We start from the raw sequence: 19,166 nt of genomic DNA, 5'->3' as shown, positions 1-19,166 counted from the left end.
TGATGCTCGCCGCGTGCCGGTGCCGCCTTGATCGTCATGTCTGCTATTCGAGGCTGCCGCGACATCGGATTGGTCCGAGGACGAGAAAGTTCGTGCGGGGCTCGTCGCGTTGGTGTGGGGAGAGGCCGCCTCCTCGGTATGTGGCCTCTCCCCGCCGAGGAGGGGGCGGCGGGAGCTAGCCGTTCCCGGTTGCCGCCCGCAGTGTCAGGCCGAGGCCGACGGCGACGACGAGGAGTGAGGTGATGACGGGTCCGGTCCGTGCCAGCTTCCGGAGCAGGGGGTTGTGGCGGAGGGTCCGGGTCCGGTCATGGCTCTCGATGCGTTCGCGCAGGCGTACGAGGAGGAGCCCGGCGAGGGTGAGGGTGGCGGCCATGCCGAGTCCGTAGCCGATGACGAGGAGGACGCCGAAGGCGGTGCGTCCCAGGGCGACGGCTCCGAGGAGCACGACGAGGGCGGAGGGGCTGGGGACCAGGCCGCCGGCGATGCCCATGCCGACGAGGCCGGAGTGGCTCGTGCGCCGGGCGTTCCGGGACGCCGTTGACGTGGCGGCCGGCGGGTGCTCGTGGTCCGGCGGGGCGAGTGTCGCCACCGCGAGGGTCGCCTGGAGTACCCCGCCCGACGCGCCGTCGGGTGCGGAGGCCGGGGTGACGGGCGCGTGGTGGTGGAGGCTGCCGGCCCCGTGGTCGTGATCATGATGATGGCCGTGGCCGTGCCCGTGCCCGTGAGGGTGGTCGGCGTGATGGTGACTGTGGCCCGGGCCGTGATGGTGGTGGCTGTGTTGCGGCCTGCCCCGGACGACTCCCGTGAGGAGCCAGACGCCGATGCCGGTGACGAGCAGTCCGCTGGCGGCTCCGAGCCACGTCAGGACGGTCTCGCCGGCCAGGTGGGTGGAGACGGGCAGGGCGAGCCCGAGGACGAGGACGCCGGCGGTGTGCGTCAGGGTGACGGTGGCCCCGACGGTGAGAGCGTCCCGTCTGGTGCCCCGCCGGCCCGCGAGGTAGGCGGCCATGATCGTCTTGCCGTGGCCGGGCATCGCCGCGTGGGACGCCCCGAGGACCAGCGCCAGGAGCAGGGCCAGAAGTCCCACGGGCAGGGTGATCTCGCGGGCGCCGACGAGCGAGTCGAAGGCCCCCGTGACCCTGGCGAGTACCCCGCTGATCACGCCCGCGCCGGGGAGGTCCGCCACCACGGCGGGGACGGCGACCGCGCCCTGCCCGGGTTCGCTGCGCAGCGATGCCGTGCGCTGGTCGAGCGGGGAGGCGAGGGGGTCCTGCGGGTACTGGCGCAGTTCGCGGGTGGCGGAGGCCGCCGGTACGTCGGTGCGGGTGATCCTGATGCCCTGGCCGGTGGCGGTCATCTCGTGCCAGCCGATGCGGGTGGTGTCGTAGTCCGTCCGGGCTCGGATGCCGGTGGGCTCGCCGAGAGCGGCCTGGGTGGTCAGCTCGCAAGTGAGGCGGCTGGTCTTCAGCCCCGCTTCCCCGTTCTCGTACACCAGGGTGGCCGAGGACTGCTTCCAGTTCGCCCGCTTGCCGCCCACGCTCAGATGGAGCTGACCCCTCAGGTCGGAACAGGCTTTCCCTGCGTAGGCGCGCGCCTCACTGTCGCTGACCGTGTCGTCGTGGTCGGAGTCGACGACGGGACGTTCCTGCAGCGCAGCGATCTCCGCGCGGTCGACGACGACCCGGGCGTCGATCCGGTCGGGCCGAAGGACGAGCCCCGTGTGGCGGTTGACGCTGAAGTTGCCCAAGGGGTGGGCAGCGGCTGCCGGGGCTGCCGTCACGCTCGCGACGGCAGCGAGTGCGGTGGCGGCCAGTGTCGTGATGGCTCGGCGCAGGATGTGGTTCATGGCGTGGTGTCGATTCGTCGGAGCAGGTCACGGGCGGCGTCGGCGTGCAGGGGGTGGAAGGCGGGCTCACGCAGTGCTTCGGTCAGGTCGTGGCGGGCCGCGTCGGGATCGCCCAGTGCGTGATGGACGACGGCCCGGTGGTAGCGGAACAGTGCGCTGCGAGTCCCCGTAGCCAGGGCCTTGTCGGCCTGGACGAGGGCTTCGGCGTCCCGGCCCGCCCGGTGCAGGGCCCAGGCGTACGCGTCGTGGACGGCGACGAAAGGGCGGTTACGCAGGGTCTGTTCGGCCATGGTCACGGCGTTTCGCGCGCTACCGTGATCGGCTTCGAAGAGGATCGCGTCGGTGTCCGCCGGGCCCCCGGCGGCCTGCCGGATCCGGTCCTGGGCGCGCAGGAGTGCGTACTGCTCCTCGGCCTGTCCGCGGTGGCCCAGCGACTGTTCGAGTTCGCCGAGCCCCAGGAGGTAGTGCGGCAGAGGGGCGATGGCGATGGCCGCCCGGTAGTCGGCGAGGGCTCTGCCGGTGTCGCCCAGGGCCAGGTGAGCGCGGGCCCGGGTCTCCAGAAGCGCCGCATCGTTCGGGGCGGCCCTGAGCCCCGTCCGCGTCCGCGCCAGGGCTGCACGGGTGTCGGCGTCCTGGAGGTCCAGGGTAGCCAGGACGTTGTGGGCGAACGCGGTGTCGGCCCGGGTCGACGCTGCCGCCAGGGACCGACGCATGAGGGCGCGGGCCCGGTCGGTGTCCCCCTTCAGCTCGGAGGCGTAGGAGGCGCGGGCGAGGGATGCGGCGTCCGGGCGCAGGTCCGTCATCTTCTGGACGGCCTCGTCGGCTTCGTCGTAGCGGCCCAACTGGGTGTACGCGTCGGCCAGGACCCCGTGGGCGGAGGAGCTGTACGGGCCACTGGCGGTGGCCTTGCGCGCCCAGCCCAACGCGGCGGGGAAGTCGTGGCGCGCCGCGGCCAGGGCGCCCATGCCGATCTCGGCCTCCGTGTTGCCCTCGGCCTGCACCGTGAACGAGGTACGCAGCGCCTTCTCGGCCAGGTCGTACGTGGCCGGGTCGGCGGTGGAACGGGCCTGCTGGACGTAAGCCATGCCCAGGGCGGCCCAGCCCCCCGGATCCTTCGGCAGGCGGGTCACCCGGGCCTGGAGCGCCTCGATCGACCCACGGGGTGGAGAAGCCCCCGGCCGGCCTTGGCCCGACGGAGGGGAAACAGTGGTCTGATCGGGCGCCAGCATGACCGCGCCGGCGGCGAACATCGCCGCGCCCAGGGCCAGGGTGACCACGGTGTCCCGCAGCCGTCTGCCGCCGCGTGAGCGAGGTGGCGGCTGGTGCGGGGGTCCGGTGTGGTCCGGGTGCACGGAATTCCCTCCCGAATGTTCGAAGCTGCTGGAGCCCCGGTGCCCGGGCCGGGGCGGCGTTCTCCGGCCCGGCCCGGGCACCGCGTCAGATGTCCGTCGCCTGCCGGTTCAGCTGTCCTTGCCGCGACGGCGGAGGCGGAAGCCGCCGACGCCGAGAAGGAGCGCGCCGACTCCGGCGAGCGCCGCGGCCTGGGTGGTCTTCGTGACGGGGGTCGCCGCGGTGTTCTCCATCGAGGACTGCTCGGCGGTGCGGCCTGCCGCACCGGGGCCGCGGTTGACGTTCTTGGTGTGCGGCAGCGCGACGTAGGGGAACGAGACGCCGAACGGGACCTCGTTGGCGTTCACCTTGTCGCCCTCCGCGAGCGCGGGGACGAGAACGCCGGTCTGGGCGGCGCCCTCGACGGCCTGGAGCGAGATGTCGATGACGTCGTCGGCGAGACGCCGCCCGTTCGGGAAGCCGGCCAGGTCACCCGCCAGGACACCGAGGCGCTGAGGCTTGGCGGTGGGCGGCACCGCCATGTTCAGGCGCAGCTCCTCCGCCGGGACGATCTTCCTGAGCGGCGCGTCCTTGTTGAGGCGGTGAGCGTTGAGGTCGGCCTTGATCGGACCGCACACCTTGCAGATGCCCGTCAGGTAGATCTCGGCGAGGTCGTTGCGGGGCGTCGCGGGGGCGGGGATGCCGTAGACCTGCTGGATGAGCTTGGGCAGGATCGGGTCGTACACCTTGTCGACGACGGGCTGGACGGTGCGGTCCTGGCTCGGGTTGAGGGTGTTGAAGGCGTCCTTGAACCTGATCGGGACGACGACCTCGTTGACCAGCGGGTTCCCGAGGCGGGAGACCTGCTTCCACTGCTTCGCGCCGCTCTTGCCCTTCTTGTCACGGGAGTCGGCGACGGTGACGCCCGCGCGATCGGTGGTCGACCACACGCCGATCACCGGGTTGCGGGAGGAGTTGCCCCGGAGGGCGAGCTGCTTCTTGGGGACCTGGATGGCGATGGTGTTGACGTTGTAGCCGGCCAGGGTGTCCTGCCCCCGCTCGCTCAGGTCGCCGCCGTAGAGGAGGTCGAAGACGCGCAGATCGGCGAAGAACGGGTCCTCGGCCTGCCCCGTGTACGTCTTGCCGCCGCCCGGCAGACCGAAGGTCGCCTGCTTGCGCAGGGCCGCGTAGTCGGGCATCGACGCCTTGCCCGTGCGGGACGGGGCTGCGGGCACGCCCGACAGGAGCGTTCGGCTCTTCCCTCCGGTCGTGACGACCAGGTCGTAGACCTGGCGGAAGTTGAGGTCCGGGTCGTTCAACGAGGTGACCCGGCCGGTGTTGTAGAGGAACTGGTTGGCGTCGTCGCGGTAGCTGCTGCGGAAGCGCCAGCTGTAGGTGACGTCGGCTACACCGTCCCCGGTGTTGTCGATCTTGATGTTGTAGCGCAGGTCGTCGCCGAACGCGTAGAAGTTCGGGCCGCCGTTGGGCTCCTCCATCGGGATCCAGTTCGCCACCATGGTGACGGTGTCGGCCTTGTCGGGGCTGGTGAACGCGTACACGTCGGTGTTGTCCGCACGCGGGTCACCGGCGATCAAGGGCGCCTCGCGGTGGCTGGAGGCGGCGCTGGGGCTCGGGGCGAGGGTCATCGCTCCCAGTCCTGCGGTCAGAGTGGTGGCACCGAGGACGAGCAGGGACTGGTCCAGGACCCTTCGCGAACGGGCCCTGCACGGGGAAACCTTCACGGCGTTCCTTCTGTCTGCTGACCCCTGCCAGGCATGCGTCGGGGCATGCGAAAGGGAGGGGCGGGCTGATGGGGGATGGCGTTCGGTGCCGCGGCAGGAGATTGCGAACCGAGCGGTCGGGCAGGCAAGGGTCGATCGACGGGGCGGCTCGATACGCGGGCCCGTCAGCACCCAAAGACTGCGCAGCCGTAGACAAGCACGCCGAAACCGGCTCCCGTGCACACCCAGACCGCATTCCCGGGTCGAGCACGTGGTCCACGAAGGGTGAACAGGCCGGTCGGAGCGGCAATGCAGCCAAGCGAGCACGCCAGAAAATCCGCGACGACACAGTCGCCGACCACTGGGCCGAAAGGGGTACGCACGCCCTATTGCAAGCCTCTCGCAATAAGAGCGGCGGGGGAATTCACTCTTTCGGTGCACCGAGCGCAGCGGGAATGCGGGAGCGTCGCGCTCGGGACTCAGGCGCGGAGCTGTACGTCGACAACGGCGATGTCCACACCAGTGCGGGTAGCGCGGCTGACAACGACCTGCGCCTTTACCTGGTCCGGGCCGATCACGGTGCGGCCGCCGCCAACGAGGTGGCGTGCCGCTTTGTCGTTCCACCGCACCGTGCGTGGGATCGGATCCGTGCCGGGCAGCCTGTGAGCGGCCGCGTAGTACTGTCCTGCCTGGTCAGCGGCGCGCGGCCACGTGCCCGATGCTGCTCGTGACGCGCTGTGTAAGACCGTCCGCTCACGCACCGCGCACGCAGGAGAGGAGTGGGGGCTCGGGGCCTCGCCACGGCCGAGGGGGTTTCCTGGCCTTTGCCGAGGCCCCGCGGGATGACGCCGCACGCGATCCCCGGGGAGTAGGCCGGCAGATGCGCAGTCGCTGGTGCCTCAATAAGCCGCGGGCCAAGGCGGCGCAGCCGTGATCGAGCGCCGGGCGCTCCGTCCGGCCACGTGTCCGCCGATCCCCAAACCGGTCCCGACCAGGGCCAGCAGGATCCCGAGGACTCCGAGCGTCCCCGAAGCCGCCGGCACGGCGAAACTCCTACTCACGCGCCCGAGCACCCCGGAGTCCGCGACACTGCCCGACTGCTCGTCGAGGAAGAACCGCGAGTCGTTGGAGTTCCACCGGTGATCGCCCAGCAGGAACAGCCGCCCGTCCGGCACCCGCACGTCGTACGGCCCGGTCGCCGGGTTCACTTCGCCGCGCATCAGATACGGCTCGTCGACCGGCTTGCCGTTCACCGTGATCCGATGTCCGTCGGACACCACGTGATCGCCGGTCATCCCGATGACTCGCTGCAGGACCGGACCGCCCTTGTAGCGATCGGGCACATCGACGAGCACGACATCACCCCTGCGTACCTCGTCCGCGTCGATGCGCTCGATGACCAGCCGGTCGCCCTGGTGGTACGTGGGCTCCATCGCCTCGCTCATGACGGTGGCCCCCTGGTAGTGCGTGAAGAAGTACCCGATGCCTCCTACCGCCAGGAACAGTCCGAGTGGCACCAGTACCCAGGCCGCGACTTTCAGGCCGCTGCCCGCTCCTTGCTCTTGCATGAACACCTTTCCTTGAAATGCCCGGGCCGGGTGGACCAGTGGAGGGCAGGCGGTTCCGGGACGGAAACGCAGGTCGGCAAGTTCACTGGCGGCACACCCGTCACATGGGCGGCCTGAAAAGTACAGCGCGTACCTGCTGCGAAACGTCACAGGGCCTACGATCCGGAGCCGGCCTGACCGCCCTCCGGGTCCTGGGGGAACTTCACCCGGTCCCGCCCACGAGCCGCACGACGTGCAGCCGCTCACCCTGCTCCGGCACGGCACCGGAGTGCCCCGTCATCGGCTGGGCCGACGATGTGTCAGTGGTACCTCCTAGCTTGGTGGTTGCGACGGGTGGTCGGGGAGACCCGACCGCTCCGTCCGTCACGCCCTGTGCGGAAACGGTCCGCGTAGGGCGAAGAGGAGGGGACCATACAGATGAAGACTCGACGACGCGTGGGCGGGGCTGCGCTCACCGCGGCCCTTGGGCTGTCGCTCCTGGGTGTCGGAGCACCCGCCGCGAGCGCGGACGCCAACAGCGGCGCACTGCCGATCAGCTCGTACAAGGACATCGTGGTCGACGGCGTCCATCAGCACGTCTTCCTCAGCGACCCGGTCGGCGGCAGCGTCCTGGTGACCGATTACCAGGGCCAGGTCGTCCAGCGTATCGACGGTGCGGCCGGCGCCTGGGGGCTCGCCCTCTCCGCGGACTCCGGGACGCTCTACGTGGCGTTGCGGGATGCCGGGGCGATCGCTGCCGTGGACACCGCCACCCTGCGGGAGACCGCGCGGTTCGACACCGGCACCGGTGCGGGCGCGTACGCCGGCCCCACCACGCTGGCGACGGCCGGCGGCCAGCTCTGGTTCGGCTATGCCAAGGACACCTGGACGGGCGCGCTCGGCTCCGTGGACCTCTCGGACACCGAGCCGACGGTCACCCTGGACCACGTCATGGACGACTTCGGCGGCTTCCCGCACCTGGTCGCCTCCCCGGCGGACCCGGACCTCCTGGTAGCCGCCGAGGCCGACGGCAACTCGGTCGCCGTCGCGCTGTACGACGTGGGTTCCGGGCAGGCCGAGCGGCGTGAGCAGAAGGTCGGTCCCGGCCCCCAGGGATGTTCCAGCCTGCAGGACCTCTCACTGACGCCGGACGCGCGGCAGGTGGTCATCTCCTGCGCCGAGCCCGACGTGCACCAGGTGTTCAGCACCACGGACCTGACCCACCAGGGCCAGTACGCGGTCGACGGCAACCCCGTCGCTGTGGCCATCGCCCCGGACGGCACCATAGCCGCCGGTACCCACGCCGGCGGCGGACAGCCGGACATCTCGCTCTTCACGCCGGGTGAGGAGGCGGCGTTCGAGAACTGGGACCTCCCGGCGACCTCGGACGAGTTGTACGCGCCCGAGGACAGGCTCCGCTCGGCGGGCCTGGCCTGGGCACCCGACGGCGGGCGTCTCTTCGCGGTCACCGAGATCGGCGCGGGCCACCTCACGTCCGTGGGGCTGCGGGTCCTGGACATGCCGCAGGTCGCCACCAGCCTCACTCTCACGGCACCCGCCACCTCACCGCGCAACCACGACCTGACGCTGACGGGCCGTGTGGTCTCGCCGGTCCCTCTCGCGGCGAACAGCACCGTCGACGTCATACGGCTCGACGACCCCTCCCTCGGCGAGGGCACCCACATCGGCACAGCCTCAGTGGCCGCCGACGGCACCTTCAGCTTCGTCGACCTGCCGCGCGCCAAGGGCTCCGTGCAGTACACCGCGCACTATTACGGCGACGCGCGGCACGCCTACTCATACGGATCGGTCACGGTGGACATCGTTTCGGACTGACCGCTGACCGCTGACCGCTGACTGCTGACTGCTGACTGCTGACCGCTGACTGCTGACCGCTGACTGCTGACCGCGGCCCTCCCGCCCGCATGCCGCGAGAGGGCCGCGGTGCCGGGCAGCGGACGCGTCTCCTCCGAGAGAGCAGGTCGGCCCGGCGCTGGGTGGATCTCGTAAGCGGCCCGGCCTGACTCGTGAGGAGCGATGACTCGTGAGGAGCGATGCGCTCAGGCTGACATGGCGGGGACAGCGGCGAGGAACGCGCGGACGTGGCGGAGCCAGGTCGCTCGGTCTGCCGGGTTCAGGATGTGGGCGGCGCCGGGCAGTTCGATCAGCTGGGCGCCCGGGATGCCGACCGCCAGGCGGTACGAGCAGGCGGGCAACACCAGCCGGTCGCCGGTGGGCGCTACCACCAGGGTGGGCGCGGCCACCTTCGCCAGGTCGGCCCTGACGTCCACGCGGGATATCAGGTCGAAGTGGTCCAACATGCCCGGCGGCATCGCGGTCAGGGTCTGAGCGGCTGGGGCGTCGAGGTCGGCCGGTTCGAGCTCCGCCAGCTCCGCCGGGGACATGCAGGACAGGAGGGCGAGCCGTGCCACGTCGCCCCACTGGCCGGCGGAAGCCAAGGATCTGATCAGCTGCGCGGCGAGCGCCAGTACGGGATCGGCTACAGAGAAACCTACTGTGAGGACGAGGGCCCGGACACGGTCGGGGTGCCGTGTGGCGATCCGGACGGCCACGGCGCTGCCGAGAGATTCTCCGAGGACGGCGAACGAGTCCTGACCGGCTGCGACAGCGGCTGCGACCAGGCGATCGGCGAGGTCGTCCAGGTCCAGTGGTTCGACGGCTGCGGGAGAGCCACCCGCTCCGGGGTAGTGCGGGCCGACGAGAGTGTGGTCCTGGGCGAGATCGTCGAGGACGAGGCCGAAGTTTCCCTCGATGCTGCCTCCGGCGCCGTGGGCGAGCAGAAGCGCGGGGCCCCGTCCCTGTACGAGGGCATCCTAGGCGTGACGATGACCGAATCAGATGGGGCGGAAATGGAAGCCGCTAGGAGAGGGAAGCGGGGCTAGAGCATGCTGTTTGATGTCGACCACGGCGCACTGGCGGCTGCCGTCGGCCAGGGCAACGTTCATCGTCTGTCAGCCGGTACCGCAGAGCGCTACGGATTCACCGCGGAGACGTTCGATTTTCTCACTGAGGTTGGAATTCTGTCTGCCGAGGATTACGAAATCTCCTTCGGTCTCCCTGCGGAATTCGACGATGGTTATATCTGGCGCCGCGCCATGCAGGAATCGCAGGGCTAGAAGTTCTCCGAGGGGGTTGAGGTGCTGATCAAGATCGGGAATCCGAACCAGGACAGCGTGGCGCAGTGCATGCAACTGGCGCTCGACGGAGAAGCGCTCGTTCGCGTCGGGTTGGAGCACCGTACCGACGCGATGCCATCGACCCTCTCGGGGGGTGAGCGCCAGCGGGTAGCCATCGCGAGGGCGCTGGTCGGTCGCCCCTCCCTCCTTCTGTGCGATGAGCCGACGGGCAACCTCGATACCGCCACCGCCGGTTCCATTCTGGCGTTGTTCCACGAACTACATGGAGCCGGCATGACCATCGTTGTCATAACCCATGATCCGGCGGTGGCAGAGCAAGGCGAGCGGACTGTCACTATCCGCGACGGCCAATTGCTGGAAGGGATAGGGATATGAGGTACCGCCTCATCCCGTTGCCTCGAATGCGTCGAGGTCCCCATCGCGTGCGGTCCGTGCCGACCTCGCGCTTCTCAGCGCGGGACGTGCTCGCCGAATCGAACGCGGGGATATTGCAGCGTCCCACACGCTCCGTGCTCACGTCAGTGGGAACGGTTCTGGGAGTGGGGACTTTCGTGGCCGTCCTGGGGTTGACAGCTACGGCATCCTCTCAGATCGACGATCGTTTCAACGCCCTGAGCGCGACCGAAGTAACCATTGAAGACGTCGCGAAGGAGCAGGACGAATTCGTAAATATGGCGTTCCCGGACGACGGCGAGCGGCGGGTGGAGGGCCTCAACGGTGTGGAACATGCCGGCGTTTATTGGCCTGTTCAGTTGAAGAACGGCACTTCGGTAACGTCTGCGCCTGTGGGTGGTTCGCCCGATGGAAAGGACATCGAGGTCACCGCGGCCTCTTCAGGGGTGCTGGACGCCGCTGGTCCGTACATTACCCAGGGCAGGACGTTTGATGCCTGGCACGACGCAACCCGGCAACGCGTAGCCGTTGTCGGGTCCGGGGTCGCCAGCGAACTCGGCATCTCTACGGTAGAGACTCAGCCGGCGGTCTTCATCGGAAATGAGGCGTTCACCGTCATCGGCGTGATCGGGGACGTGGAGCGCAAAACCGATCTCCTCCTGTCCATCATTGTCCCCCGCTCCACAGCACAGCACATCTGGGGTACTCCCAAGGACGGCGCCAAGATGCTGGTGTCCACGCGGCTGGGAGCCGCGAATCAGGTTGCGCGGGAATCCCCGACGGCACTGGATCCCGCTCACCCGCAGTACTTCAAGGCCGTACCCCCGCCGGACCCGAAGACCTTGCGGGGCAAGGTCACGGGCGACCTCGACCAGCTCTTCCTTCTCCTGGCGGCCCTCTGCCTCTTCATCGGGGCCGTCGGCATAGCCAACACCACACTCGTGGCGGTGCTGGAGCGCACGGGTGAGATCGGACTGCGGCGGGCGTTGGGAGCACGCGGTCGGCACATAACCACTCAGTTCCTCACGGAATCCGCGACGTTGGGCGCGCTGGGGGGCCTCGTCGGCACGTCCCTCGGAACGCTGACGGTTGTCGGGGTCGCTATCGCTCGCGACTGGACGCCCGTCATCCACTCCATGACGGTGACCACCGCCCCCGCCATCGGCCTGGCAACAGGTCTGCTGGCCGGCTTGTACCCGGCTTGGAGGGCCTCTCGCATTGCGCCTGTGGAGGCGCTACGCCGCTGACCTGCTGGAGAAGTCCGCGCGGCTCGAGGACACCGAACAAAGCGGCACATTCGAGAATTGATCGACGCTCGACTGTGAGCAATTAAATGGCAATTTCCGCCGAACGCGCAGAAGTGACGGAGAGTGAGCTTCGCCAGGGAGCCGCGGTAGTCGGGGAGCCGGAAGGAGCTCCCATCGTGAACCCGACAGGCCGCGTGCGAACACGTTCGAGCCCCTGTCTCAAGGCCTCTGCGCGCGCAGAGCATACAAGGCACACCGCGATCGGTCGGTCAATCATTTTTCGATACCCATGGGGCAAGCCAGAAAAGCGACAGAAAGGATAATTTGCGCGCGCCGCAAGGCATTCCGCTTCGAGGAGCAACTCTTGGCGTCCACCCCCGTCCCGCCGCTGCTCCGTGAGCTCATCAAGAGGCCTTTTGATTACCGCTCGGATGCCTTATGTTACTTGTTGATCGCCAAGCGCCTCCCGTGGATCCTGGGAGCGAGAATTGAGCCCCCGAGACTTAGGGAAGCGCAGGCGATCGGCAGTGATCCGCACGCTCGCATGAAAACCGGGCGTCTTCGTCTCGCCATGGGCCAGGCGTGTCGCCCCGCTTGAATCGACCTGCATTCCGCTTACGAGTAAGGAAATAAATGGCCGACGAAATGGTAATTCGCGCCCAGAGATTCATCAATGTCACCTACGGGAACGGGGCCACCCTCGGCATACCCAAGCTTGAGGAGAACGGGCGTACTGGCTGGGTCGTCATGTACGCCCTCACTCGTGCCCTGCAGTACGAGATGGGCATCAGCGTCCTATCGAACAACTTCGGGCCCGGTACCCTTTCGGCACTTCAGGAGAAATACGGTAAGCTCGACGAGACCACAATCCCGTCGGCTAACTTCTGCCGGATCATCCAGTCCGCCCTTTATTGCAAAGGCTACGACGGCGGCGACATCGACGGAAAATACAACTCCCGGGTCAAGGCCGCGGTTGCTAAGCTGAACGACAATATGGGCGTCGGCGTCACGTACCCCGGAAGTGTCCTGTGGCCGAAGGTGGTCAAGGGCCTGTTCAATATGGATGCCTATGTTACCGTCAACAACGGATCGAACACTGTTCGTTCCATCCAGCAGTGGCTGAACGGCCGCTACATCCTGCGCAAGGATTTCTACGTCATTCCCTGTGACGGCCACCACTCCCGCGACGTCGCCAAGTCGATGCTTTTCGCGGTCCAATACGAGCTGGGCATGGCCGACGGTGTCGCGAACGGGGCGTTCGGCCCCGGAACCAGGGCCGGCTTGAAGAACCACACCCTGTCGACCGGATCCTCCGGCGTGTGGGTGCAGCTGTTCACAGCGGCCATGGTGCTCAACAAGCGCCCGGTGTCCTTCTCGAGCTCGTTCACTTCCTCGCTGGCCAGCAACGTCAGCACCTTTCAGGCGTTCATGAAGCTGGCCGCCAATGGGCAGGCCGACTTCCCGACTTGGGCCTCCCTACTGGTCTCCTACGGGGACCAGACCCGTCAGGGCGAGTCGTGCGACGGCATCACGAAGATCACACCGGCCCGCGCGCAGACGTTGAAGGCAGCCGGTTACAAATACGTCGGCCGCTACCTGTACAACCCCTCGACGACCTCCCTCCCCGAGAAGGAAATCCAGCCGGGGGAGCTCGCGACCATCAAGGAGTACGGTCTCCGCTGCTTCCCGATCTACCAGACGTGGGCACGCTCGGTCGACTACTACAGCGTCGCGCAGGGGGTCACGGACTGTCTGACCGCCGCCTTCAAGGCGGAGGAGCACGGGTTCAAACACGGCGCGCGCATCTACTTCGCCGTCGACTACGACGCGGTGGACGAGGATGTGACAACGTACATTCTCCCGTACTTCAGGAGCATCACGGAGCAGATGGGCAAGCTGGGCAGCCCGTACAAGATCGGGGTCTACGGTCCGCGCAACGCGTGCTCCCGCATCTCCGCAGAGGGCCACGCGGACGCCAGTTTCGTATCGAACATGTCCTCCGGATTCTCCGGCAACCTCGGCTACGCCATGCCCGAGAACTGGGCCTTCGATCAGATCGTCACCAAGACGATCGGCTCGGGCGACGGCCAGATCGAGATCGACAACAACATCGCCTCCGGTCGCGACACCGGGCAGGGGGATTTCCACCCGTCTCCCGCACAGAAGCTGGACACCGGATTCCACCTGAGTCTCTGGTCGGCTCTGCTGAAAGAAGTCGACGACTACATGGAGTCGATCGGTAAGCCGGGCGGCACAGCACGCATCTACACCCGCCAGGAGTGCCTCGAAGGAATCATGATGCACGACGCCACGATCACGTCGGCGTCTCGCGGCTATCGCATGCGAAAGGCCCTCATCCAGACGTCGGCCTTCTGGGAGTACTGCCACTACAGCACTTTGGACGTGGTGCAGGACGCGGGCGTCGCGCTCTACCACTCCGGCGTCATACCGGATTGGGGACAGGGCCTGCCCGGCGTCGTCAGGTTGGTCGACAGCAGCACGGGAATCGCCAAGATCTCGGGCCGCACGTGCATCCTGGCGCGCAACAACTCGATCCGTGCGGGGCTCCTGGACGGAGAGACCCTTAACTCCGCTGCAGACAACGATCGTTGGGCCATGTGGCAGAAGCTCAATCAGGACAACGTGTTCAACCTGAGTACCGTGCCGCACCTGCACATATGGGGAGCTGACGGCAAGCAGGGCGACGCCAGGGAGGAGACCCCGATCCGGCGCCCGGCCCTCGACTACACCGACACGGAGACCTACGAGGTCCTCCGCCGGTACCAGGGGTGGGGCACGGAAGCGGAGGCACACGCGCTGGAGCGGATGCCGCTCTACGCCATCTTCGAAAAGTACAACCGCATCGTCCGTGAGGCCTGAGAGGTCGTGGTCATCGCTTCCGCCCCCTGGCGAGGGCACGACCCCGCAACGCTGATCATCGTCCTCTTCACAGGGGCCGCAGCGCTCGCGAGCCTCACGATCTACCTGTGCTCACGGCTCGCACGACGGGCCCGTCAGAGCTACACGCCCGTCCGTGCCGGGCGGGACGTGGCACTGGCCGCGGTCGCTGCGGGAATCGCCCTCTATCTGTGGGGACTTCTCCACATCCTCTTCGTGGAAGGCCAGGAGCAGGCCGAGGAGTGCGAGCGGCAGCGGCCCGAAGGCGTACCGGCCCTGGTCGGCCGCAGGGGGGACTTCCTCCCCCTGCGGCTGGTCTGCGAGGCGTCGAACAGTCGCGACTACTCCGTCCTCATCCCCGAATACATCAACCCGATCGTCGCCGTCCTGATGCTGCTGGCGCTCCTCAGCGCCGTCGCCTCCGGCGTCCTCCACCACAGGCGGCGCACGACACCGCGGAAGAAAGGCTGACTGTTGAGCCCCACCGAGATGACCCGCAGAAGCACTCTCACCATCGCGGCCGGCGTCGTCGCCGTCGGCATCACCTCCTCCAGCCTCCTCGCAACCCCCGCCGCGGCCGCTCCCCAGCCGCTCAGGAACGACAAGCTGAAAGCAGCTCTGCGAAGAGCTGAAGCCCGCCGCCGCCGCATCCTGACCGGCCGGGCGTCCGCCAACGGGTGGGAGATGCAGAAGGCCGCCGATGACGAGGGCGACATCGCGACGCGACACGTGGAGGGAACACCTCTGAGGGTTCCGGTTCGTACGGGTGACGTCGAACAGGTCCTGGCCCATGTCATCCGCCGATTCCACTACGAGGTCGATGCTCTGGGCCTGCACGGCGAACCGAACCCGCTCGCGGGGTGGGTCGCCCCGTCGTCGATACGCGACAGTCGGCTCCCGGAGTCGAACCAGGCCTCGGGGACCGCCATCGTCGTGCGCCCGGCCTTCTATCCGCCCGGAGCGCAGGGCGGCTTCACCTCCGTGCAGGAGCTGACGATCCGCGACATCGTCGCCGACGCCGAGGGCGTCGTCCGCTGGGGCGGTGACGATCGCCGCCGGTACGAGGGGCTGTTCTATCTGGACGTGCCTCCGGGGAACGCACATCTGGGGCGGGTCGCCGCCAAGGTCCGCGCCTGGAGCGAGAAACCCGGCGCCGGCGCCGGGTTCGTGCCGGACGTGACGGCGGCCACTCGACGCCGTAGGGCCGCCCAGTTCCGCTGACCGGCCCTCCGCCGCCTTCCGCGCCGGCCGCCTTGGGCCCCCGCGCCCAGGGCGGCCGGCGCGGAAGGCCACCTGCGGGGCCGGACCTCCCAGGGGTTGATGACCGGAATCGGGGGAGAATCCCCACGGAACCCGGGGGCTGAAGGACGTCTCACGTGGTGAGTTTTGCCAGCTTCTTGTAGCAGTTGAGAGCGGCTGCGAGGCCGAGGCAGGCGAGGGAGTGTCAGCTCTTCCGCTCGTATCGGACGGTGAAGCGGCGGTAGCCGAACAGCCAGGCGATCGACCTTTCGATCTTCCAGCGGTGCCGGCCGAGCCGTTCGCTCGACTCGATGGCTGGGTGAAGGTTCGCCATGACGAAGCCCGTCCTGCCGATTTCCGTGCCGCTATCGGGTCCTCGTCTCATCCTGACCAGCTTGTTGGTGGGGTTCGACGACGGCAACACACATCTCACTGCTCACCTCGACGCGCTACTGAGCAGAGCTGCCGCGGATGCTCTCGGCGAGAGCCTCGGTCGGCAAACCTCTGCCCCGGACGTGGGAGCAGTCGGATGACCGAAGGGGCGCCGGTACGTGTGGAGGTCCGGGCCGGAACTGGCCGTAGCGGTGCGGTGTGCTTGATGCGTGTGCGTGGCGAGGACTGGGCTCCGAATGTGACGAATGCCGGTCGCAGCGTCGGTGCGGGCATTGCGCAGTCCCTCTGGTCAGCACACTCCGTACAGGCTGACGGGCTATCAGGTATTACTGATAAACCGTTACCCATGCAAGATCATCTTGCGTACGCGTTGTACAAGGTGATGAAAAACAGCGGTGAATCATGGAAGGTCGAGAAAGGGTGTAACCGCAGGTCGTCAGGCGTTTAGGGGTGTCGTTCCCCTCGCCCCCAAGGGGAACGACACCCCGCCGGTCAGATATCCCGGAAGATCTCGATCTGCGCGCCCACCGAGTTGAGCCGCTCGGCCAGCTCCTCGTAACCGCGGTTGATGACATAGACGTTGCGGAGTACGGAGGTGCCTTCCGCCGCCATCATCGCCAGCAGCACCACCACGGCGGGCCGCAGGGCGGGCGGGCACATCATCTCGGCGGCGCGCCAGCGGGTCGGGCCCTCGACCAGGACCCGGTGGGGGTCGAGGAGTTGCAGGCGGCCGCCGAGGCGGTTGAGGTCGGTGAGGTAGATCGCGCGGTTGTCGTAGACCCAGTCGTGGATCAGGGTCTGGCCGTGGGCGGCGGCGGCGATCGCCGCGAAGAACGGGACGTTGTCGATGTTGAGGCCGGGGAACGGCATCGGGTGGATCTTGTCGATCGGCGCCTCCAGTTTGGAGGGCCGCACCGTCAGGTCCACCAGGCGGGTGCGCGCGTTGTCGGCGGCGTACTCCGGGGTGCGGTCGCAGTCGACGCCCATCTCCTCCAGGACCGCGAGCTCGATCTCCAGGAACTCGATCGGCACCCGGCGAATGGTGAGTTCGGACTCGGTCACCACCGCGGCGGCCAGCAGGCTCATCGCCTCGACCGGGTCCTCGGAGGGGGAGTAGTCCACGTCCACGTCGATCTGCGGGACCCCGTGCACGGTGAGCGTCGTCGTGCCGACGCCGTCGACCCGTACGCCCAGCGCCTCCAGGAAGAAGCACAGGTCCTGGACCATGTAGTTGGAGGAGGCGTTGCGGATGACGGTGGCGCCGTCGTGGCGGGCGGCCGCCAGCAGGGCGTTCTCGGTCACGGTGTCGCCGCGCTCGGTCAGCACGATGGGCCGGTCCGGGGAGACGGACCGGTCGACCTGCGCGTGGTACAGGCCCTCCGTGGCGGCGATCTCCAGGCCGAACCGGCGCAGCGCGATCATGTGCGGCTCGATCGTGCGGGTGCCGAGGTCGCAGCCGCCCGCGTACGGCAGGGTGAACTGCTCCGTCCGGTGCAGCAGCGGACCCAGGAACATGATGATCGAGCGGGTGCGGCGCGCGGCGTCGGCGTCGATCGCCTCCAGGTCCAGCTGCGCGGGCGGCACGATCTCCAGGTCCACGCCGTCGTTGACCCAGCGGGTGCGCACCCCGATGGAGTTCAGCACCTCCAGGAGCCGGAACACCTCCTCGATCCGGGCCACCCGGCGCAGGACCGTCCGCCCCTTGTTGAGCAGCGAGGCGCACAGCAGCCCGACGCAGGCGTTCTTGCTGGTCTTGACGTCGATGGCCCCGGAGAGCCGACGGCCGCCGACGACCCGCAGATGCATGGGGCCGGCGTAACCGAGCGACACGATCTCGCTGTCGAGGGCTTCACCGATGCGGGCGATCATCTCAAGGCTGATGTTCTGGTTGCCGCGCTCGATGCGGTTGACGGCGCTCTGGCTGGTGGCGAGCGCCTCGGCCAGCTGCGTCTGTGTCCAGCCCCGGTGCTGACGGGCGTCACGGATGAGCTTGCCGATGCGTACGAGGTAGTCGTCTGACATGACGGCAGGTTATCTCAGATATGAGATGAGGCTGCTGTGGGGGTGTGCCGTTCGAGTGACGGGTGTGTACCGGCTCCGCGTAGGCGGCCTCCTCCCATGGTGGCCCGCGCCGGAGCGAAGGGCGCGGCCGGCGCGTCCGTACGAGCTGCGTGGCCACGCCCGTCGCAGCGCCTCCGCCCGCCCCCGCCTCGGCGTGCGGGGGCGCGGCGGTTCGCCCCGCCATTACGCCGACGGGGGGCCGGCCGGGTCGTCGGGCGTCGGGGCGTCGAGGACGGCGGCCACGGCTTCGATCTCGACGAGCTGGTCCGCGTAGCCCAGCACGGTGACGCCCATCAATGTGCTGGGCACGTCGTGGTCGCCGAAGGAGTCCCGGACCACCTCCCAGGCGGCCACGAGGTCCTCCTGCCGGGCTGACGCCACGAGGACCCGCGTGCTGATGACGTCCTCGATCGAAGCGCCCGCGTCGGCGAGCGCCGTCCGCAGGTTCTCCACGGACTTCGCCGCCTGGCCCGCGTAGTCCCCGACGGCCACGGTCTCGCCGTGCTCGTCAAGCGGACATGAACCGGCGAGGAAGATCAGCCGGGCCTCGGCGGGCGCGGTGGCCGCATAGGCGTACTCGGCCACGTCGGAGAGGGAGCGGGAACGGATCAGTGAAACGGCGCTGGTGCGGGTCACGATGGGTGCGTCTCCTGGTGCTGGGGTCGGCCCTGGAGTGCGCCATCCTTTCAGCGTGCTCCGCGTCCCGCTTCCTCATTATTCTTCCGTTCCGAACGCGGGCCCCGCGCCGTCCACTTGGGCGGAACACGTCGGGAAGGGCGTCAGTGGCTCGGCGATCCGCCGGCGGTGCTTCGTACCGTGCATTCCGCGGCGGCGAAATTCGGAGGCTCGGCGAAAGACGCGCCGCTAGGGTGGCCCGATGGCTCCGATCAGGCAGGTACAGATCACCTTCGACTGCGCGTCGCCCTCGCGCGTCGCGTATTTCTGGTGCGAGGTGCTGGGGTACGTCGTTCCGCCGCCGCCGGAGGGGTTCGCCACGTGGGGCGATTACGACCTCTCGCTGCCGCCCGAGAAGCGGGACGCGGGATTCGTCTGCCAGGACCCCACGGGTGTGGGCCCTCGGATGTACTTCCAGCGCGTTCCCGAAGGCAAGGTCGTCAAGAACCGGGTGCATCTGTGCGTGCGGGTCGGCACCGGGCTCGTGGGGGAGGAGCGCCTCGCCGCGCTGGAGGCCGAATGCGCGCGGCTGGTCCCGCTCGGTGCGGTGCGCCAGCGCCTGCTCCTCGCCGACGAGGAGAACGAGTCCTGCCTCGTCATGCAGGACATCGAGGGCAACGAGTTCTGTCTCGACTGACACCCCCGGGGCCTGTCCCCGG

General features: G+C 68.4%; 14 protein-coding genes and 3 pseudogenes. 9 read left to right on the top strand and 8 right to left on the bottom strand.

The window, feature by feature from the left end:
• Positions 1–175 precede the first annotated feature (175 nt).
• The 3 genes from N7925_RS06650 to N7925_RS06640 form a co-directional block, all read right to left on the bottom strand.
• On the bottom strand, positions 176–1,846 hold the full coding sequence (locus N7925_RS06650) for a nickel/cobalt transporter (protein WP_265598572.1): 1,671 nt from the start codon (positions 1,844–1,846) through the stop codon (positions 176–178).
• Positions 1,843–3,198, bottom strand: a complete 1,356-nt coding sequence (locus N7925_RS06645) for a tetratricopeptide repeat protein (RefSeq protein WP_274343338.1) — start codon at positions 3,196–3,198, stop codon at positions 1,843–1,845. The genes N7925_RS06650 and N7925_RS06645 overlap by 4 nt, the downstream gene beginning before the upstream one ends.
• Positions 3,199–3,306: 108 nt before the next feature.
• On the bottom strand, positions 3,307–4,917 hold the full coding sequence (locus tag N7925_RS06640) for a DUF4331 domain-containing protein (protein WP_274343337.1): 1,611 nt from the start codon (positions 4,915–4,917) through the stop codon (positions 3,307–3,309).
• A gap of 470 nt (positions 4,918–5,387) precedes the next feature.
• On the opposite strand from N7925_RS06640, the pseudogene N7925_RS06635 reads away from it, so the two are divergent.
• Positions 5,388–5,528, top strand: a pseudogene (locus N7925_RS06635) (AraC family transcriptional regulator); the annotation flags it as partial.
• A gap of 267 nt (positions 5,529–5,795) precedes the next feature.
• On the opposite strand, the gene lepB reads toward N7925_RS06635, so the two are convergent.
• Positions 5,796–6,464 (bottom strand): signal peptidase I, encoded by a 669-nt coding sequence (lepB, locus tag N7925_RS06630; RefSeq protein ID WP_274343336.1) that lies wholly within the window; start codon positions 6,462–6,464, stop codon positions 5,796–5,798.
• Between the two features lie 417 nt (positions 6,465–6,881).
• Between lepB and N7925_RS06625 the strand changes: the two genes are divergently transcribed.
• A complete protein-coding gene (locus N7925_RS06625) occupies positions 6,882–8,279 on the top strand; it encodes a YncE family protein (RefSeq protein ID WP_274343335.1) in 1,398 nt (465 codons plus the stop codon).
• A 224-nt stretch (positions 8,280–8,503) separates the two neighbouring features.
• On the opposite strand, the gene N7925_RS06620 is transcribed toward N7925_RS06625, so the two are convergent.
• Positions 8,504–9,217, bottom strand: coding sequence for an alpha/beta fold hydrolase (locus N7925_RS06620; protein WP_274346410.1), 714 nt, complete (start codon positions 9,215–9,217; stop codon positions 8,504–8,506).
• Between the two features lie 132 nt (positions 9,218–9,349).
• On the opposite strand from N7925_RS06620, the gene N7925_RS06615 reads away from it, so the two are divergent.
• From N7925_RS06615 to N7925_RS06590, 6 genes and pseudogenes are all read left to right on the top strand, one after another.
• Positions 9,350–9,580 (top strand): hypothetical protein, encoded by a 231-nt coding sequence (locus N7925_RS06615; RefSeq protein WP_265598567.1) that lies wholly within the window; start codon positions 9,350–9,352, stop codon positions 9,578–9,580.
• 90 nt (positions 9,581–9,670) lie between these two features.
• Positions 9,671–9,976, top strand: a pseudogene (locus N7925_RS06610) (ATP-binding cassette domain-containing protein); the annotation flags it as partial.
• Positions 9,977–10,002: 26 nt separating this feature from the next.
• Positions 10,003–11,241, top strand: a complete 1,239-nt coding sequence (locus tag N7925_RS06605) for an ABC transporter permease (protein WP_274346409.1) — start codon at positions 10,003–10,005, stop codon at positions 11,239–11,241.
• Between the two features lie 633 nt (positions 11,242–11,874).
• Positions 11,875–14,121 (top strand): glycoside hydrolase domain-containing protein, encoded by a 2,247-nt coding sequence (locus N7925_RS06600; RefSeq protein WP_274343334.1) that lies wholly within the window; start codon positions 11,875–11,877, stop codon positions 14,119–14,121.
• 6 nt (positions 14,122–14,127) lie between these two features.
• Positions 14,128–14,610: a hypothetical protein gene (locus tag N7925_RS06595; RefSeq protein ID WP_265598565.1), complete on the top strand. Its 483-nt coding sequence runs from the start codon at positions 14,128–14,130 to the stop codon at positions 14,608–14,610.
• A 3-nt stretch (positions 14,611–14,613) separates the two neighbouring features.
• Complete coding sequence (locus tag N7925_RS06590) at positions 14,614–15,360, top strand: hypothetical protein (RefSeq protein ID WP_265598564.1); 747 nt, start codon at positions 14,614–14,616, stop codon at positions 15,358–15,360.
• A gap of 151 nt (positions 15,361–15,511) precedes the next feature.
• Here N7925_RS06590 and N7925_RS06585 read toward each other — a convergent pair.
• The 3 genes and pseudogenes from N7925_RS06585 to N7925_RS06575 form a co-directional block, all read right to left on the bottom strand.
• Positions 15,512–15,691 (bottom strand): annotated as a pseudogene (locus tag N7925_RS06585) (transposase); the annotation flags it as partial.
• Positions 15,692–16,263: 572 nt separating this feature from the next.
• A complete protein-coding gene (locus tag N7925_RS06580) occupies positions 16,264–17,793 on the bottom strand; it encodes a helix-turn-helix domain-containing protein (protein ID WP_265598563.1) in 1,530 nt (509 codons plus the stop codon).
• A gap of 222 nt (positions 17,794–18,015) precedes the next feature.
• The gene (locus tag N7925_RS06575; protein WP_265598562.1) at positions 18,016–18,468 is read right to left on the bottom strand and encodes a RidA family protein; all 453 of its coding nucleotides are present in this window, start codon (positions 18,466–18,468) and stop codon (positions 18,016–18,018) included.
• A 241-nt stretch (positions 18,469–18,709) separates the two neighbouring features.
• Between N7925_RS06575 and N7925_RS06570 the strand changes: the two genes are divergently transcribed.
• Complete coding sequence (locus N7925_RS06570; protein WP_274343333.1) at positions 18,710–19,144, top strand: VOC family protein; 435 nt, start codon at positions 18,710–18,712, stop codon at positions 19,142–19,144.
• Positions 19,145–19,166: the final 22 nt, after the last annotated feature.

The sequence above is a fragment of the Streptomyces sp. CA-278952 genome, from assembly GCF_028747205.1.
Lineage (GTDB): Bacteria > Actinomycetota > Actinomycetes > Streptomycetales > Streptomycetaceae > Streptomyces.
Note: the sequence above shows the minus strand (reverse complement) of the source record. Positions and strands in the feature narration are given on the sequence as shown.

Coding starts and splice junctions, on each gene's coding strand:
- lepB (WP_274343336.1), bottom strand. CDS start 6,464: ATGCAAGAGCAAGGAGCGGGCAGCGGCCTGAAAGTCGCGGCCTGGGTA.
- N7925_RS06580 (WP_265598563.1), bottom strand. CDS start 17,793: ATGTCAGACGACTACCTCGTACGCATCGGCAAGCTCATCCGTGACGCC.
- N7925_RS06615 (WP_265598567.1), top strand. CDS start 9,350: ATGCTGTTTGATGTCGACCACGGCGCACTGGCGGCTGCCGTCGGCCAG.
- N7925_RS06600 (WP_274343334.1), top strand. CDS start 11,875: ATGGCCGACGAAATGGTAATTCGCGCCCAGAGATTCATCAATGTCACC.
- N7925_RS06625 (WP_274343335.1), top strand. CDS start 6,882: ATGAAGACTCGACGACGCGTGGGCGGGGCTGCGCTCACCGCGGCCCTT.
- N7925_RS06605 (WP_274346409.1), top strand. CDS start 10,003: ATGCGTCGAGGTCCCCATCGCGTGCGGTCCGTGCCGACCTCGCGCTTC.
- N7925_RS06570 (WP_274343333.1), top strand. CDS start 18,710: ATGGCTCCGATCAGGCAGGTACAGATCACCTTCGACTGCGCGTCGCCC.
- N7925_RS06650 (WP_265598572.1), bottom strand. CDS start 1,846: ATGAACCACATCCTGCGCCGAGCCATCACGACACTGGCCGCCACCGCA.